General features: G+C 41.0%; 15 protein-coding genes and 1 riboswitch. Of the genes, 5 read left to right on the forward strand and 10 right to left on the reverse strand.

Annotated features, from left to right (window positions below; all coding sequences use genetic code 11):
* The first annotated feature begins 13 nt into the window (after positions 1-13).
* Together BM156_RS09445 and BM156_RS09450 are read left to right on the forward strand one after the other, a co-directional pair.
* Entirely contained in the window at positions 14-1,321 is a 1,308-nt protein-coding gene (locus BM156_RS09445; protein ID WP_093919611.1) for a putative DNA modification/repair radical SAM protein, read from the forward strand.
* Between the two features lie 5 nt (positions 1,322-1,326).
* Positions 1,327-2,106 carry a TIGR03915 family putative DNA repair protein gene (locus BM156_RS09450; RefSeq protein WP_093919612.1) on the forward strand — a complete coding sequence of 260 codons (780 nt, stop codon included), beginning with the start codon at positions 1,327-1,329 and terminating at the stop codon, positions 2,104-2,106.
* Between the two features lie 103 nt (positions 2,107-2,209).
* On the opposite strand, the gene BM156_RS09455 is transcribed toward BM156_RS09450, so the two are convergent.
* From BM156_RS09455 to rpmB, 3 genes are read right to left on the reverse strand one after another with little or no spacing between them, the layout of a single operon-like run.
* A complete protein-coding gene (locus BM156_RS09455; protein WP_093919613.1) occupies positions 2,210-2,362 on the reverse strand; it encodes a DUF4295 domain-containing protein in 153 nt (50 codons plus the stop codon).
* Positions 2,363-2,371: 9 nt separating this feature from the next.
* A complete protein-coding gene (gene rpmG, locus BM156_RS09460) occupies positions 2,372-2,554 on the reverse strand; it encodes a 50S ribosomal protein L33 (protein ID WP_093919614.1) in 183 nt (60 codons plus the stop codon).
* Between the two features lie 11 nt (positions 2,555-2,565).
* A complete protein-coding gene (gene rpmB / locus BM156_RS09465; RefSeq protein WP_093919615.1) occupies positions 2,566-2,808 on the reverse strand; it encodes a 50S ribosomal protein L28 in 243 nt (80 codons plus the stop codon).
* A gap of 298 nt (positions 2,809-3,106) precedes the next feature.
* Here rpmB and BM156_RS09470 point away from each other — a divergent pair, with 298 nt between their 5' ends.
* From BM156_RS09470 to BM156_RS09480, 3 genes are all read left to right on the forward strand, one after another.
* A complete protein-coding gene (locus BM156_RS09470) occupies positions 3,107-3,751 on the forward strand; it encodes a peroxiredoxin (RefSeq protein ID WP_093919616.1) in 645 nt (214 codons plus the stop codon).
* Positions 3,752-3,852: 101 nt separating this feature from the next.
* A complete protein-coding gene (locus BM156_RS09475) occupies positions 3,853-4,671 on the forward strand; it encodes a CPBP family intramembrane glutamic endopeptidase (protein WP_093919617.1) in 819 nt (272 codons plus the stop codon).
* 14 nt (positions 4,672-4,685) lie between these two features.
* On the forward strand, positions 4,686-5,162 hold the full coding sequence (locus tag BM156_RS09480; protein ID WP_093919618.1) for a DUF456 domain-containing protein: 477 nt from the start codon (positions 4,686-4,688) through the stop codon (positions 5,160-5,162).
* A gap of 105 nt (positions 5,163-5,267) precedes the next feature.
* Here the strand turns inward: BM156_RS09480 and ribB are convergent, their stop codons facing one another.
* From ribB to BM156_RS09515, 7 genes are all read right to left on the reverse strand, one after another.
* Positions 5,268-5,939 carry a 3,4-dihydroxy-2-butanone-4-phosphate synthase gene (gene ribB, locus BM156_RS09485; protein WP_093919619.1) on the reverse strand — a complete coding sequence of 224 codons (672 nt, stop codon included), beginning with the start codon at positions 5,937-5,939 and terminating at the stop codon, positions 5,268-5,270.
* 102 nt (positions 5,940-6,041) lie between these two features.
* Positions 6,042-6,164, reverse strand: a riboswitch (FMN riboswitch).
* A gap of 181 nt (positions 6,165-6,345) precedes the next feature.
* Positions 6,346-7,587: a cytosine permease gene (gene codB, locus BM156_RS09490; protein WP_093919620.1), complete on the reverse strand. Its 1,242-nt coding sequence runs from the start codon at positions 7,585-7,587 to the stop codon at positions 6,346-6,348.
* 24 nt (positions 7,588-7,611) lie between these two features.
* The gene (locus BM156_RS09495) at positions 7,612-8,607 is read right to left on the reverse strand and encodes a hypothetical protein (RefSeq protein ID WP_093919621.1); all 996 of its coding nucleotides are present in this window, start codon (positions 8,605-8,607) and stop codon (positions 7,612-7,614) included.
* A 441-nt stretch (positions 8,608-9,048) separates the two neighbouring features.
* Entirely contained in the window at positions 9,049-10,311 is a 1,263-nt protein-coding gene (locus BM156_RS09500; RefSeq protein ID WP_093919622.1) for a glycosyl hydrolase family 18 protein, read from the reverse strand.
* A 74-nt stretch (positions 10,312-10,385) separates the two neighbouring features.
* Positions 10,386-11,753, reverse strand: a complete 1,368-nt coding sequence (locus tag BM156_RS09505) for a glycoside hydrolase family 18 protein (protein WP_093919623.1) — start codon at positions 11,751-11,753, stop codon at positions 10,386-10,388.
* A 19-nt stretch (positions 11,754-11,772) separates the two neighbouring features.
* Positions 11,773-13,392: a SusD/RagB family nutrient-binding outer membrane lipoprotein gene (locus BM156_RS09510; RefSeq protein ID WP_093919624.1), complete on the reverse strand. Its 1,620-nt coding sequence runs from the start codon at positions 13,390-13,392 to the stop codon at positions 11,773-11,775.
* Between the two features lie 17 nt (positions 13,393-13,409).
* Positions 13,410-16,958 carry a SusC/RagA family TonB-linked outer membrane protein gene (locus BM156_RS09515; RefSeq protein ID WP_093919625.1) on the reverse strand — a complete coding sequence of 1,183 codons (3,549 nt, stop codon included), beginning with the start codon at positions 16,956-16,958 and terminating at the stop codon, positions 13,410-13,412.
* Positions 16,959-16,969: the final 11 nt, after the last annotated feature.

Genomic DNA, 16,969 nt, shown 5'->3' on the forward strand with positions numbered 1-16,969 from the left:
AAGATAGAAGCTAATGCATGAAAAGGTTCAGAAAAAACTAAAAATTTTAGCAGATGCTGCAAAATATGATGTTTCCTGTTCCTCTAGCGGAAACAGCCGAAGCAATAGTCGCGGAGGCATAGGGAATGCCGTTGCTGCAGGAATTTGCCATAGTTTTACAGACGATGGGCGCTGCATTAGCTTATTTAAGATATTGATGACCAACCATTGCATCTACGATTGCGCCTATTGCATCAACCGGAGAACGAATGATCGGGCACGTGCCACATTTACTGTTCAGGAAATTGTTGATTTGACGATCAATTTTTACCGGAGAAACTATATTGAAGGACTCTTCCTTAGCTCCGGGGTCATCAAAAATCCGGACTACACCATGGAGCGCCTGATGCTTGTTGCGAAGAAGCTTAGGCTCGAAGAACGATTCAATGGTTACATCCACATGAAAGCTATTCCCGGAGCCAGCCAAGAGTTAATCCAAAACGCAGGTTATTATGTCGACCGAATGAGCGTAAATATCGAGATCCCAACAGAACAGCAACTCGAAAAGCTGGCTCCGGAGAAAAACTACCCAAGCATTATCAGGCCAATGAACCAGATCAGCGAGGGTATTTTGGCGTACAAAGAAGAACGAAGAAAGTACCGGCGCGTTCGCAAATTTACGCCTGCAGGACAAAGCACCCAATTGATTGTTGGCGCAAGCCCGGAGAGCGATCGACAAATTCTCCAGCTTTCATCCAATTTTTATCACCAACAGCAACTTAAGCGGGTTTACTATTCGGGATACCTCCCTGTTAACACCTATGATCAACGTCTCCCGGCCATTCAATCACCTCCTCTGGTTCGGGAAAATCGCCTGTACCAAAGCGATTGGTTGATGCGTTTCTATGAGTTTTCAGCTGATGAGATTCTAACTTCAGATCAACCATTTCTGGATTTGGATGTCGACCCAAAACTGGCCTATGCCCTTCGCAACCTGCATTTATTCCCAATCGACATCAACCGAGCAGATTATCACATGCTTTTGCGCGTTCCCGGCATTGGTGTACAGTCTGCAAAAATGATTGTTGACGCTCGTCGGTTCAGACGTCTGACCAGCTATCATTTAAAGAAGATTGGCGTGGTTTTGAAACGTGCTCAGTATTTTATCACCTGTAACGAACTGGCTCCTCGAATGACTGACTGGGAGCCACAGCGACTCAAAAGCCACATTGTTGCTGCTAGCCAAATGAAACGACGCAAAGCCGGAGATACGCAGTTGATGCTATTTCATCCCACAATGAACAGTCCGGCTATCCCAAAGCAACTTCATTCTAAAAATTAGCTCTGATGGCTTACCTGATTTATGATGGCAGCTTTGAAGGGTTTTTAAGCGTGGTGTTTCAATGCTACCAACAAAAGCTTAGCCCAACGAATATTTGCAAAGAAAGTGATTTTCAGGAGGTATTATTCGCCCAAAAGCAAACTATTCCAAGCAACCCGAAACAGGCTCAACGCGTTTGGAAAGCGCTTCAAAAAAAGCTCCATCGGCGCAACCAGGAACTTCCTCTTCGAGCCTTTTTATCAGAACATCCAGGCATTGAGATGATGCTTTATCGCTTTATTCGGCGAGTATTTGATACTAGTTTTAGTATTGAAACAGACTATGGTGATTCGGATGTTCTGCAGCTCAAAAAGCTGGAAAGAAAGGTACTGAAAGAAACCGCCCGCTTACTTCAGTTTGTTCGCTTTCAGGAAACAAGCGATGGTATTTACTTTGCACCAATTGAGCCGGAGTTTGATGTTTTACCCTTTACCCTTCATCATTTCAAAGACCGGTTTGCGGATCAACAATGGTTGATTTATGACCTTCGCCGCGATTATGGCTTTTACTACAACCTAAAGACAGTGGATGAAGTTACGCTAAGCGAGAAAGCTTTTTCGACCATTGATGGTAAAGTAAACACCAACTTACTAGAAGAAAAGGAAGTGCATTATCAAAAGCTTTGGAAGAACTATTTTGACAGCATCAACATAAAAGAACGGAAAAACCTAAAGGTACAACGGCAATACATGCCACAACGCTACTGGAAATTTCTGCCCGAAAAATCACCTAGAATAAAGGACTAAACCTTTCTAATGTACTCTAATAAATTACAAGCGACCAATATCTACCAAACAAAAAAGCTCCTATCCAAGGATAGAAGCTTTCATGTTAAGCAAACAAATATCTTTACTTTTTAAAATAGTCTTTAACCATTTCGTTAGGAACGATATCTTCCTGAAATGTGTAAGCTCCGGTTTTTTCTGATTTTACCATTTTAATTACTTTGGCATAACCTTTACCGGCTCCTTTTTGTAGTGATGCAACTGCTTTCTTAGCCATATCTCAATATTATTTAATTTCGCGGTGTACAGTTACCTTTTTCAAAATTGGGTTGTATTTTTTCAACTCCAAACGATCAGGTGTATTTTTCCTATTCTTAGTTGTAATATAGCGTGATGTTCCAGGAACACCACTATCTTTATGCTCAGTGCATTCTAGAATAACCTGAACTCTATTACCTTTTTTAGCCATTTTCTACGCTTTTAAATATTCGTTACGAATCCTTTTTCCTTAGCTTCTTTCAAGGCATTAGTCAATCCTTTTTTATTGATCGTACGAATACCTGCTGCAGAAACTGTTAACGAAATCCAACGATCTTCCTCTGGAAGATAGAATTTCTTCTTGAACAAATTCGGGTAAAACCGACGCTTAGTTCTTCTTTTGGAGTGTGAAACATTGTTTCCCACCACTACTTTTTTTCCGGTAACTTGACAAATTTTTGACATTGTCTTATTTTTTATTCAGAATCACACATTTTTCAAACAGTTCGCAAAATAAGCGCTTTTTCTTGAAAATATCAAATTGTTTCAAAACTTTTTCGCACTTTTTTCAACAACTAATTGTTTAAAAATCAAAAAGTTTTTCTCTCATCTGAATCTGACAGCTATTTTTATATGCCCTTCAAACTCAGCCGCTCTAAAAAAAGCATGTTTTTTTGCAATAATAAAATGAACATATTCTCGTTATACTGGTTGTTAGTGATAGTGTTTTAAAATTATTCAAAAACTTTTAAATAAAAGCAATATGGAAGAACAAATTAATCAAATGCCGCGTATTGGCGACCTTGCTCCAGACTTTGAAGCAAACACCACTTACGGGCCAATCAAATTCTCAGAGTTTAACAAAGGTAGCTGGGTAATTCTATTCTCTCACCCAGCTGATTTCACACCTGTTTGTACAACCGAAATGAGCGGTTTTGCTCTTCAAAGTGAGGAGTTCAAAGCTTTAAATACCAAATTAATGGGTTTGAGTATCGATAGTATTCACTCTCATGTAGCTTGGGTAAATAATGTTAAAAAGAACAGTGGGGTTCTTTTCAATTTCCCAATTGTTGCTGATATCGACATGAAAGTGTCAAAACTATATGGCATGCTACAACCCAATGAAAGCGAAACGGCAGCTGTTCGGGCAGTATTTATCATTGACCCAACCGGAAAAGTTCGCTTAATTATGTATTATCCGTTGAACGTTGGACGCAATATGGATGAAATTGTACGTGCCTTAAAAGCACTACAGGTTTCAGATAAACACAATGTTGCTTTGCCTCTAAACTGGGTTCCGGGCGAGAAGGTGATTGTTCCTCCTCCAAAAACTGTTGAAGAAATGGAAGAACGCGAAAAGTCAGATTATGAAATGATGGATTTCTACCTGGCGAAAAAAGATCTGTAATCGAGAAAATCTTTATAATTGTTAACAGGAGGTGCATTTTTGTACCTCCTGTTTCATTTTATAGAAAAGACCCTTATTTTAGTCCAGTATAAATCGAATAAATGCGAACCGACCAACCAACATATTATCCTACCATTTTGGGAGCTGCCCATTTGGTCATCCTGTATATTTTCATTCAAACCGTAGTGGATTTCCCGCTCGCCGTTTGGGACTATTATCATGGGACCGAATACCTTGGTAACCCCATAAAGAAGATTGTGTTATCATTGGGCTCCATCCTATTCATTTTATACTTCGCCTACCGAAAGGCAAAAACAACAATCAGCCAACTATTTCCGGCAAAACGCTTTAATCCTCTCATTTTTATTCCAATCCTGACGTTTTTGGCTGCTGCCCATGTTTTTCTGGGAGAGATCAATCAAAAAGTTGATGAACTGATCCCTCCTCCACCATGGTTTTGGGAATTGTTTGAACGAATTTTTCAAAATGACTACGGATTTTTGGGGGCCTTTTTGAAGGTGGCAGTTATTGCACCTATCGTCGAAGAGCTCATTTTTAGGGGAGTGATTATGCACGGTTTTATGCGTAACTACCCGAAAGTGATTGCCATTTTTGTCTCGGCACTATTCTTTGCTTTATTCCATTTAAATCCATGGCAATTCCCGGCGACTTTCTTACTGGGACTTTTGCTCGGTTGGGTTATGGTCATTACCCGAAATATTTTTGCCTGCATTATTGGGCACTCCATCAATAACCTGCTGGTTTTACTTTCAATTGAGTATTGGGAAGAACTCAGCCAGTTCTCCTTTTACCTGCTTGAGAAAACTGACCAGCTACAAATTAGTTACCTGGTTGCTGGTTTCAGCGTGGTACTCATTGCCCTGCTGGCTCTTTTCTCAACTAAAAAACAAACCTCTTAGCACCTCTCTTTCATATGGACTATGTATTAATTGCTTTCGGCATCCTATTTATTATCAGTGGTATTTTAGGAGGAGTTCTCCCTGTACTTCCAGGCCCTCCCCTAAGTTATGTGGGATTAATCCTGCTTCACCTTACTGAACGTTACCAATTTTCAACCAATTTCTTAGTGATTTGGGGAATCATTACGGTCGTTGTCTATTTGCTCGACTACTTTATCCCGGTATGGGGCACTAAGAAGTTTGGAGGCAGTAAACGGGGCGTTTGGGGAAGTATTATTGGCCTGCTTGTCGGCATGTTCCTCTTCCCTCCTTTTGGCATTATCGTAGGCCCTTTTGCCGGTGCTGTACTTGGCGAATTGAGTGGAGGGAAACAATCCAAAGAAGCTCTACGCTCTGGATTTGGTTCGTTTGTTGGCTTTTTAGTGGGCACGCTGCTAAAGCTGATTGCCTCTGGAATGATGGCTTGGTATTTCTTTGTTGAAATGATCTAGATACGCTGACAAAATCACCTACATAAAGCAAAGCCCATCAAACATCTTCATAGATCTTTGATGGGCTTTGTTGTCTTTACTAGCTCCCTTCCATACGTTGATCACTTAGGATAAGGCAGCTTCTTTTTGGAGCTTGTTTTCAGCAACCAGCTTACGATATTGGTAGATATCCTCAATAGTCGCAACGGTCATATCATGCTTTTGAGCAAAATCAATCACTTCAGGCAAACGCGCCATGGTACCATCCACATTGGTTAGTTCACACAAAATAGCGGTATCACCCAAGCCTGCTAATCGTACTAAGTCCACACTCCCTTCGGTATGTCCCCGACGCTCAAAAACGCCATTATTTTTGGCTCTCAAAGGAAACACATGCCCTGGATGCGATAAATCATCTGCTTTTGCATGATCAGCAATGGCTGTTTGAATTGTCGTTATCCGGTCTTGAGCTGAAACTCCCGTAGTAACACCTTCTTTCGCTTCAATCGAAATTGTAAAAGCCGTTTGATTTTTGCTGGTATTGGTTTCGACCATTGGCCGTAAGCCAAGTGTTTGGCATTTTTCTTCGGTCAGACACAAACATACGATTCCGCTACATTCGCGAATCATCAGGGCCATATCTTTTGCTGTCATTGTCTTGGCAGGAAAAATGATGTCTCCTTCATTTTCGCGGTCTTCATCATCGACCAGCAAAATACCTTTTCCTTCTTGTAGTTTTTGAATTGCCCGTTCAACCCGCTCCTGGCTGGTTGCCCCAAATGCATTTAACGTGATCATTTTTACTCCTCCTTTTTGTTGTAAATCTCAAAAATCTTCGGAGCATTGCAATCACCACGGCCCTATTGTACAAAGCCAATTGCACAGGCAGTCGATTGGTTATTGATTCTTCTCTCATCCAGACTTTAACTGTCGGTTTTGGAGTTTCACCAAATCAATCCTCTATCAGAGGAGTCGCGGACTTTTACCGCCGGTAGGGACTTGCACCCTGCCCCGAAGAATATCGGGGCAAAATTAGCTGTTTCCTATTTCTCAATCAAGTTAAAAGCCATTGATTTTTGACGAAGTATAAGTTTTCTCGTTGTACTTTTCTAATTGCTATCACATAAAAAGAGGCCGTCTCAACTTTAAATTTTGAGACGGCCTCTTCAGTTTGAAAGATAACTTGACCAAGCGTCAAGTCATTTTATAGTGTTTCAGTCTTTAAAATGACTTTCTCAATAATCACATAAACAACGATTGAGCTAACCACGCTATTGACTGGCGCAATACCCGGCAAATAAGTTGCAGCTAAAACACCAAAGCCCCATGCAACTACTGCTGACCAACGAAATTTGCTGATCTTCTTTTCTGCAAAAGCAATGTATTTTGATTTATGAACCAAGAAATAATCGGCGATTAATACCCCGCCAATAGAAGGGAGCATTGAGTTCAAGACATTCAGGAATCCAACAAAGTTGTTGTACAAATAAAGCGCCAGCAGGGTTCCAATTATCCCATTAACAATCACCATAATCTTTTTAGGCAAACGGGTGATATTTGAAAAACCAAGTCCTGATGCATAAAGCGCATTATCGTTGGTTGTCCAAATGTTCAAGCCCAGAATAATCATCGCCCAAACAATCATGCCCTGATTCATCAAAACATCACTAATATCGGATTGCTGATAAAAGGCAGAACCAACAGCACCGAAAAAGAACATTAACGAATTACCTAAGAAAAAGGCAATCAGTGTGGTTGATAGAGCAATCTTGCTACTTTTTGAGAATCGGGTAAAATCGGGCGTTAAAGTTCCCCCGCTGATAAATGAAGCAACACAAATCCCAATGGCAGAATACAGTGTCATTGGGTTTTCGGGAACGATATCGAACCAAACCGATGTGCCTCCAAAATCATTGAAAGCCTTTCCAACCGACATCAAGCCAAGCACCGTAATGGAAGGAACTGCAATAGAACTAAGTACCGTAAGTGCCTTGATCCCAAACCAAGCCGTTGCTGTCATAATTAAACCCGACACGATAACCAGCAAATAGATATTCAATCCTGTGACTTTTTGCACCGGAATAGCAAACATAGCAACTCCAACACCAAACCAGCCAACTTGAGTTATCCCTAATAAGAAAGAAGGAAGAATAGATCCTCTTTCGCCAAAAGAATAACGAGCTAATAAGTGTGTTGATAAACCTGTTCGTGATGCAATTAAAGCGAGTAAACCAGTATAAATTCCAAGAATCAGGTTTCCGGCCAAAATTGCCGTAATAAACTTTGATGCGGTTAAGCCTGCTCCAAGCTTTCCTCCTGCCCACATACTGGCTGAAAAGAAAGTAAATCCAAGCATAACCAAAAGCATTGCCCAAAATCCTTTTTTACTTTTCGCGTCAACTGCCGATAACGAAAAATCGTGATCGTAGTGTGATGGTGATTCCATAGTTAGTCTTTAATATGAATGATTTTAAGAATTTGCAATGCTTTTTATTTTGGCCAAATGCTTGGAAGCTAATTCCTCCAAATCGACTTTACCAAACTGGCTGCAATCAAGCATCGGAGCACGCTCTCCAACCTGTTGTTCGAAGGTTCTTCCCCGACGAGCCATGGTATAAATCTGCTCCCAATATTCAATCACATCTTCCAAGTATTCGGGGAGCCAGAATGCCCGCGAACCGGCGTCGTAGATCACACAACGTTCCATCGGAAATGTCGGATTTTCGTATTGGCTTTTGATAAATTCTGGAGCCATCACAGCTTCGCGCTTTACCAAGTCGGTTCCGGTAAGCTTGATGGTTAAAGGAGATGAAACAGTGGGCACCGTAAAACGCCCTTCAATATAGCATAAAGTGGTTGATTGATAGCCTTCAAATTTCTCGCGACAAAGAGCATCCAGGTTTTCCAGAATTTCTTCGGTCCGTTTTCCGCCAAACGTAAAAAACAGGATCGATTCGATCTTGGTATTATTCATCTCGGCTTGTTTCACCAATGCTTCCAAACCAAACTCCAAGCTGGTGCCAGTAGCTACCACATCGCCAATAACAATTTGAGCTGAATGGGGCATATACACTTTCTGGTAATCGCTTTCAATGATGTGCCACTCTTCTGAATCCGGATTGATACGGGCCCGTTGTGCACTAATAAATGAGGAACCATGCAAATTCCAATCAAATACATCCGCAATTGCTTCACGTAAGCCAAAGTTCAGGCCACCTCTTAAAATATTAAAGACAATGGTTTTCCGTTCTTCCAAATTAATGACCTGCTCTTCCTGTAAACTCTTCATCACATTTGAACAAGCCGTCCGCAATTTGCGGGTGTAATTCACCCCCATCACAGTGGTATCGTTGCATATAGCACGCGTTTCTTCGCTTGAAATTACCAACCGGTTGACACTCGTCTTCCCCTCCTCTTCAATTTTATAAATTGAACAGTTATTTCTCTTTGAAATTCTATTCAGCATTTCTCTACTACGTTTAAAAAAAATTAATTGGGAAAACAAGAGGCCAGGATAGCCTCCGAGCGTGTCCCAGATATTTTAGAATACTCCAAATTCTGGACGACAAAAATGCTTTTTTTAATCGAAAAGTCAAAAATAATTTTTCAAAAATCGGTATGATAAAAAGCATACGAAGCAATAAGCTCCTTTAGCTGAATTTCTTTGGATCGAAAGAACCTTTGTTCATCGAGCCATGAACCGTGAAAAATGGAGGGAGTCCTACGATAAAGCCAAAGTAAAAACACAAGTATACTGGGGAAACTCCATTCATTTATAGCAATGATAAAATAAAACTATCCCACGACTTAATTAAAAGATCATGGGATAGCGCTTATGAATTGGGGAAAAAGGTTTCTAATGATTGAGCTGTTTCATTCTAATAATTCGTTCATGAGATACGCTCGGTTAGTCGATTAAAATATCATTTACTGACTTCAAAAGACTTTTCTCGTTCGCTGCATCTAAATCATGCATAATTTCCCAAATAAGGATTCCTTGAAGATCATTTTCTTTCACATACTGAGCTTTTTGGCTTATTGTGGCTTGTCCATTGTAAAAAATGGTTCCTACATTATCTACGGAATAAGCATTTGCTTCCTGCCCAATAATATCCTTATAGGCGATACCTTCGGCAATCCCTCCAACTTCTTCTTTGGCGAACTTATACCCGTAAAATGGGATGCCTGCAACAAGTTTATTGTTCGGCAACGATTTCTCATTCTTCCATATCGTTATGTACTTCTTAAAATCGTCAAGGCTGGAATGTTGTCCATATGGCGATTCAGGCCATGTTCCTCTGTAGTCATACAACATCAGACCAACCCAATCGAGGTACTGATACATTTCGACAGTGTAATTATGCATATAGTATTCAGACGTTCCGAAAGGCATGGCCAGAATTTGATTTTCATTAAGTCCTGCTCTGATTTCTTTTAGCAGAATAAGCAGACCTTCCTTTTTCAGCGGGTCGGTCAAACTGGCCGTTCCGCCTTCCCATGCTTCAAAATCAATATCAACACCATCTATATGGTATGTTTTTGCTACGGACAATATATTTGCAATCAGCTTGTTCCGACTTGTTTCATTCATGATGCAGTCGCCAAAAGGATGATTCCCTCCGCCACCAATGGCAACCATAACATAAACACCATGGCTATGTGCTTTTTGAATTACACCTGGTAACAGTTTAAGCAATGCATCATTGGTGATGCTGCCATCAGCAGAAACAGTTAGAAATGAACATACCAAATGGGTTAATTTTTTCAGCTGCCCATCGCTGGGTAATTGAGCATTGGCATGATAGATAGGCCAATAGCCAATTTTCTTATACTTGTTTGTATTCAGGGCATAGACGTTATAAGTTAAGGTTTCTTTAACCGTTCCTGCCTCTGAAAGTGTTAGTTCAATTTCAGTGAGGCCCAGGTCTTTCTTCCCGGGCGAAAAGGCAAACGATTTTTCACTACCGACTTCGTGTCCATTAATGGTCCACTTATAGTTCAGTTCTTTATTATTAGAACTAACCTCTGGACTCAAAACAATGCGCTCCTCTACCCGTACCAGGTATTCTTTCTGATCTTCATTGATGGTTAATTTGGTCGGATTGTCTTTTTTGCATCCCGAATTGAATACCAGTAAGATAAAGAGCGCTATGATATTATTTTTGATCATATCTAAAGATTAAGAAACCAGCTCTGTATGTCAGTCAGACCATCGATACAAAGCTGGCTGAAGACTAAACAGAGTTATTGATTATTTAAAACTTGGTATAGTTTTTTAGTCAATGATTTTTCATCATGCGTATCTTGTTCTACACTGTAAACTGCAACACCACCCCACTGATTGGTAATGACAGCATTGGCTTTCTCCTCGGCACTAATCAAACTGTCAAAGAAAATTCCACTTGCCTCATCAATATAACCAGAGCTGTAGTCGCCATGATTCTTTGTTGAGACTTCGGCCCCTGAATGTGCATTCACAATGTTTTTGTAACTCACATGAGAAGTGTATAATGAGGCATTAGACCAGCCAACAGCAGTTCCGTCAGTCGGCCAGTCGTAGCGAACGCCATAGGCAGAAATACCAAGAACAAGCTTTTCTTTCGGAACACCATAGCCTAACCATTTATTTGCTCCACTGGTAAATGTTGCATCATATCGGGCATGGTGATGAGAAACAATATCATCAAACCCATAAGCCACGAGGTTGAACCAATCGACCTCACTGATGGTAGCCCAGGATTGTATGACATTATCGTTCCACACCGGAAATGCATTCATCGAAAGTAACATTTTACCACCTCCGTCTTTATCGGGCAAAGCTTCATGCAATTTTGCAACGAATGCTTTTACTTTTAGCGCCTGCTCTTCGGTAATCATTGGGTTGGTTAGGTTACAATCGATATTTACTCCGTAATACTTATTGTTCTCCAATTCAGCTACAATGTTGGCTATTAGTTCATCTTCCTTTGTTTCTATTGCCTGAATGAAGTTCGCATTTCCCCAAGGGCCTCTACCGGTAACGGGGTCGATATTGTCGGATACAGAAAGCAGGACGTAAACGCCCTCTTTTTTAGCTGTTTCGATAAGGTTTGAAAGATTGATTTTTCCCAAACTGGGAGCTTCCACTGCTCCTGAAGCATCCACCACAGCCGAGGAAACAATTAAATGTGTTAGGTTAGCCCAATCAATATCCTTATCGGTTGCATCAGAGGCTATAAAACCAACAACTTTATGTTGGTATTCTTTGGGAAGGAAGAAGTCTACACGAAGTGACAAGGTCATCGTATATTCACGCGTAATCTCTCCCCGTTTGACAACCAGTTTCAAGACGTCATCTTCTCTCTTCTCAGGTCGTTGATAAGTAAAACTGGGTTGATTTGTTGCTTCTTCCACTAAGGTGCCGTTCAGATACCAGCTGATATCAGTTCCTTGAACCGGGGAGATCATTGGGTCTATTTTAAGCTCTTCGTTTACCGGAACAATACCAGCTGTTAACCAGTTGTAAACGAACAATTCAGATGAGCTAAACTCGGGGTTGGAAAAATTCTCTTTTTCACAACTCAAGGTAAACAGAGTTGCTATAATTATTAGTAGTGTGCTTATCTTTTTCATGTTATTGATCTTTTAAAGATTATTCTTTATCCCACCATACTCTATTTTCCCAGGAATCTATTCCGTTGGGGAATCTTTTCACAGCTTCTTCCCAGTTAGCATGATTCACAGATTGCTCCTCAATGGGATAGATTAGCCTGCGAGGGATAATCGTTGATTCGTTTGCTGTATTTTGAATAAACTTTAACTTGGGATAACCGCTTCGTCTCCAGTTTGCAAAAGACTCTGGCCCGTTTAGCAGGTTATTCACCCACAACTGGCTGTTTATTTGCTCCAAAGCCGTTTCGTTATCTGCGCTCAACGTGTAGCCTGATACAAAATCAGAAATTGCGGTTTCTGAAGGGGATTCGCATTCATAAATACTTATCAGTCGGTTGATTGATGCTTGCAGTCCATTTTTAAAGTGCTCATCAGCATTCCCACTTAAGTAGCCCCTTGTGATGGCTTCAGCAATTAAAAATTCAACCTCAGCATAGGTAAAGTGCGTATAGGGAGCTTCCAATCGCCTAAATTCTTCAGCAAGTTGTAAAGGAGCATTGATGTTGGTCATTTCGTAGGATTCACCATCTTTTGTAAGAACAAATGGATTTAATGAAAAATCATACGAAGGCCCCATTTTCATGCCCATGATAGAATCGATGGCTAATGCCTCGTCCGTTAGATCAACGAGCTTACTGATATCGCCGTATCTTAAAATCTGCTTACTGTACACTCTTCCAAGCATTAAGAGTTTTGGGTCATTGATGGCTTCCATATAGTTAACCATAGGAGCTGTGAGATAGGCTGACTCAGATCCGACGTTAAACACCTGAGATAAGCCATTTCCTCTTAAATCAAGATAGCTACCATGGTGAAAGCTGACTTCAGCGTGCTTCAAAACAACATCATCAGAGATCGAAGTCATTACCCCTCCGGTTGCTGCAACAGCTTTTTGAGCTTCCGATTTTGACAATTCCGGATCAGCTTTCCATACTCTTAAGGCAAGGCGCAAGCGCAAGGAGTTCGCAAATTTTTGCCACTGTGTTATGTCTCCGTCAAAAAATAAATCTCCTGTAATTACATCCTTATCAGCCGAAAGTGTATTTGTCGCTAAGTCCAACTCCTGAAAAAAGTCGTTATAGATATCCTCCTGCTTGTCGTAGCGAGCAGCATATATTCCTTTGTAGTAGGCTTGTCCGGCATCAAAATAAGGAATGTCTCCCCACAAGTCAGTAAGTCGGTGAAAAATAAAGACTTTCATGATTCGGGCTATTGCATTGATGTTTATTTTGCTTTCGTCCCCTTCTGTATTGCCAATAATATCGACACATTCTTTAATTTCCCGAGGATACTCAGCGCGCCACAAGCCATCCATGTAACTGTCATTTTTGATGTAATATCCTCCGTGGCTAAACGACCAGGATCCCGTGATGCTTTGAGAAAAGCCCATGGTATAAATTGCATTGGTGCGCCATTGCTCGTATCGGCTACCCGATAAAGAAGCTTGGATATAAGTCAATTGGTTTCCCGGATTAACGCTTTGCGAGTTAACAGCATCCGGATTTTGATTTAACTTATCAAAGTCATTACATGAGGTAAGTAGCATCACCATTGAAAATAGGCTTACCGTAATGAATTTTATAGGATTTATTTTATTCATCTTTCAATGTTTTAATATTAGAATTTAAGGTTCAGCATAAAACCGATATTACGCCTTGCTGGAAGTGATCCATATTCGAATCCAACTCCATTTCCATTGTTGTATTTGGATTCAGGATCAACCCCTCCCGGAACTTTTGAATACAACACCCACAGGTTACGACCAATCAAAGAAACCGTCATATCCAGTTTATTGTCAAACCAAGCAGAAGGAATTGAATAAGTTAGGGCAAGCTCTCTTAGCTTGATGTAGCTTGCATCATAAATAAATGGTTCTGGAGAGCCATCCTGAAACCGGCTCCAATAGACTTGAGGATTAACATAGATGTCATTTTTCACAGCAGTGTATTCAACATTTTGATCTACCTGATTGGCTATTTTCTCAACACCATTATCCGTGTATTTAAGAATGACACCATCGCCTAAGTAACCTCCGGTCGCTGTCCATTCTTCTTCTGTTGCACCGGCTGCTCTTCGCTCCTCTTCTGAACGATACCAACCTTCGCGTCCCTCAAGGCTCGCAGTGGAGGCTCCATTGATGTAAGCCGATTGATTGGTCATTGAGAATAGTTCGGCTCCCCACTTGACATCAAACAACATTTTGAATGTCAGGTTTTTATAATTAAAGCTTGAGTTTAAGCTTCCTAGCCAGTCGTATACTCCATTGCCAAGCACTTCCAGCTCAGTTCCAAATATTGGGTATCCATTACTGTTAAATACTTTTTGACCATTGTGTCTTAGCTGCTTCTTCCCTACGATTGTTCCGTACCCTTGATTTTCAATGGCCCTTATTTCAGCTCCGGCCCATCGGGCTGTAGATAAAGTCAGCGTATTAACATCTTTGTGAAGCTTTTTAATCAGGTTTTCGTTTTTGGCGAAAGTGGCGGTTAAGTTCCACGAAAAGTCGGTTGTTTTTATTGGAGTTCCATTGATGCTAATTTCAATTCCCCGGTTTTGTACTTCTCCAGCATTGATCACCGCATAGTTATAGCCGGATGTTGCAGCCAATGGAAGATTCATAATTTGGTTAGACGTTTTTTGATTATAGTAGGAAGCATCCAGGTTTAACCTGTTTTCAAAAACTGCGATATTAACCCCGAATTCGATCGCATCAGTAGATGTAGGCTTCAGGTTTCTGTTAGGTACTCCGTCAGAGGTTATTCTCATCAAGTTTTGTCCATTAATAGCTATTGGGTAGTTGCTGTAGGTTTTATCTAACACATAAGGATCGGTGTCGCCACCTACCTGTGCCCAGGATCCTCGTACCTTAAGAAAATCGATGGTGGATGAGCTCATCAGTTCCGAAAAAATAACACTTCCTGATACAGAGGGATACATGTAAGACCTGCTGGAAGCTGGAAGAGTTGACGACCAGTCATTCCGAAGGCTGGCATCTAAATACAACCAGGATTTATAGGAAAACCGAGCCACTCCATACAACGAGTTAACTTCCTTTTTGGGGTGAGAAACTACAGGAATTCGGTCTTTGAAATCGTTGATTGATACGATTGCTCCGGTATTGGCGTTTGTTGCACTGATTACTTCAGTTGTATTGTTGTATAACCTGATGTTACCTCCAATATTCCCTGATACTCGGACATCTTTGTTGATCTGCTTGTCAAAATTCAAGAGCAATTGGTGATTTGTTTCCTGGGTAATAATCCGGCTTTGAGTTAAAGCACCAGTAAGCAATCGAGGAGTTGTTTTGGGAGCATAGTTTTGGTATTCAAAACTATATAAATCTGTCCCTGACAAGAAATCAACATTCAACCAGTCAGTAAGGGCATAGTTTAGATGAGCAAAACCTGTTACCCGGTCTTTGGTCGATTCATTCTTCATTCGGTTGATTACCCAATACGGATTAATGCGATATTCATTGCCGTTCCAATCAACATAGTTTCCCGCCGCATCCTGGTAATTTTCTTTAAGCATCGATTGGTCCACATTGGGAGCAAGTCCCAGAATGGTGTTGCCGATGTTACTTGGAGAATCCGCCAGCTCGGGCCTGTTTTCAACCTTCGACGTAAAGTAGGTTATTTTGGCATCAGCCTTGAATTTTGGGGTGAAGTTCCACGAACCTCTAAAGTTGAAGTTATTTCTTTGCAAACCGCTATGAGGCACGATGTCTGCCACATCGGTTCTTCCGTACGACAAGCGGAAAGTCCCTTTATCATTACCTCCATTAAGAGAAACGGTGTTTTGGGAAGAAAGACCAGTTCTGAAAAAATCTTCGATGTTGTGACCGTCATTGGCTAGTCCATATGAATATCGTTTTCCATCGAAACCAAGAACTTGCAGGTCAGGATTTAACTTGCCTCCCCACGAGATTTGAGCTGTTCCCCGGGCTTGAGAAAGGTCAAGTGGAGGGAGTCCATTTCGTCCCTGTCCATATTCCGTTTGTCGGTCTTCAAACTTGTTTAACAGTTCAAGGTTTGTTTGGGACGATATTTCCACGCCAATGCGAGAGTTTTTAGCTCCTTGCTTGGTGGTAATCATCAGCACTCCATTTGTTGCCCGGCTCCCGTATAAAGCCGAAGCTGCAGGCCCTTTTAGTACCGAGACACTTTCAACATCATCTGGGTTTAAACTGGAAATTCCATCTCCAAGATCCGGCCCTGAGGCATACTGTCCCGATCCGGCCGAGCCTAATGTTCCATTATCAATCGGAACGCCATCGACAACAACCAGAGGTTGGTTATTTCCTGATAAATCAGATATTCCCCTTAACACAATTCGTGACGAAGCTCCTGGTCCCCCACTAACTGAGCTGATATCCAAACCTGCTACTTTCCCCTGTAAAGCAGATATAACATTGATTGTTTTGTTATTCGCAATATCATCGCTTTTAACTTCGGTAACTGCGTAGCCCAGCGCTTTTTTCTCTCTTTTTATACCAAGAGCCGTAACGACAACTTCTTCAACACCAAAGTTTTCTTCTTTTAGAACAACCGAAATTTGTGTCCGATCTCCAAGCGCGACTTCCTCGGATTGCATCCCAACAAAAGAGAAGACCAAAACCTGAGTTTCAGCCGGAACCTTTAACGAGTAATTACCATCAAAATCTGTGGTGATTCCAATCGTTGTTCCTTTTACAACAATCGACACTCCGGGAAGGGGCTCTCCTTTCGAATCGGTTACGGTACCTTCAATTGTTTTTGTTTCTGCTTGATCCGCTAGAAGTGGGAGTACTGTATCCCCTGCTTCTCTTGGAACCAAAATGATGACCTTGTCGCGTATTTTATAGGTCATATTGGTGCCTTGCAGGCAATTATCAAGAATTTGCTCTACTGTAAACTCTGTAAAATGACAATTAATTGTTCCCAGTTCTTCGATGTCATCAACATTGTAAACAAAGGTGAACTCGCTCTGACTTTTGATGTCTTTAAAGAGTTCGGTTATGCTAGCATCTTCTAGGTTGACATTGAACCTTGTGTTCTGCGAAAATGTACTTGCCGATACCTGAAGTAAACTGCATAAAATAATTACAAAAGATAATCGCATAATTAGCAAAAGTCTTCGAAGCGGCCATTGAATAGCGCCACTTCCATTCATCCATTTTTTTTTCATAAATTTGACAT

It is taken from the genome of Sunxiuqinia elliptica, assembly GCF_900113005.1.
GTDB classification, from domain to species: Bacteria; Bacteroidota; Bacteroidia; order Bacteroidales; family Prolixibacteraceae; genus Sunxiuqinia; species Sunxiuqinia elliptica.

What these genes read in the sequence shown, in the direction of transcription:
- BM156_RS09480 (WP_093919618.1), top strand. Translation starts at nt 4,686, where the DNA reads ATGGACTATGTATTAATTGCTTTCGGCATCCTATTTATTATCAGTGGT.
- BM156_RS09455 (WP_093919613.1), bottom strand. Translation starts at nt 2,362, where the DNA reads ATGGCTAAGAAAGCAGTTGCATCACTACAAAAAGGAGCCGGTAAAGGT.
- BM156_RS09450 (WP_093919612.1), top strand. Translation starts at nt 1,327, where the DNA reads ATGGCTTACCTGATTTATGATGGCAGCTTTGAAGGGTTTTTAAGCGTG.
- BM156_RS09445 (WP_093919611.1), top strand. Translation starts at nt 14, where the DNA reads ATGCATGAAAAGGTTCAGAAAAAACTAAAAATTTTAGCAGATGCTGCA.
- ribB (WP_093919619.1), bottom strand. Translation starts at nt 5,939, where the DNA reads ATGATCACGTTAAATGCATTTGGGGCAACCAGCCAGGAGCGGGTTGAA.
- rpmB (WP_093919615.1), bottom strand. Translation starts at nt 2,808, where the DNA reads ATGTCAAAAATTTGTCAAGTTACCGGAAAAAAAGTAGTGGTGGGAAAC.
- BM156_RS09495 (WP_093919621.1), bottom strand. Translation starts at nt 8,607, where the DNA reads ATGCTGAATAGAATTTCAAAGAGAAATAACTGTTCAATTTATAAAATT.
- BM156_RS09500 (WP_093919622.1), bottom strand. Translation starts at nt 10,311, where the DNA reads ATGATCAAAAATAATATCATAGCGCTCTTTATCTTACTGGTATTCAAT.
- BM156_RS09515 (WP_093919625.1), bottom strand. Translation starts at nt 16,958, where the DNA reads ATGAAAAAAAAATGGATGAATGGAAGTGGCGCTATTCAATGGCCGCTT.
- codB (WP_093919620.1), bottom strand. Translation starts at nt 7,587, where the DNA reads ATGGAATCACCATCACACTACGATCACGATTTTTCGTTATCGGCAGTT.
- BM156_RS09475 (WP_093919617.1), top strand. Translation starts at nt 3,853, where the DNA reads ATGCGAACCGACCAACCAACATATTATCCTACCATTTTGGGAGCTGCC.
- rpmG (WP_093919614.1), bottom strand. Translation starts at nt 2,554, where the DNA reads ATGGCTAAAAAAGGTAATAGAGTTCAGGTTATTCTAGAATGCACTGAG.
- BM156_RS09510 (WP_093919624.1), bottom strand. Translation starts at nt 13,392, where the DNA reads ATGAATAAAATAAATCCTATAAAATTCATTACGGTAAGCCTATTTTCA.
- BM156_RS09505 (WP_093919623.1), bottom strand. Translation starts at nt 11,753, where the DNA reads ATGAAAAAGATAAGCACACTACTAATAATTATAGCAACTCTGTTTACC.
- BM156_RS09470 (WP_093919616.1), top strand. Translation starts at nt 3,107, where the DNA reads ATGGAAGAACAAATTAATCAAATGCCGCGTATTGGCGACCTTGCTCCA.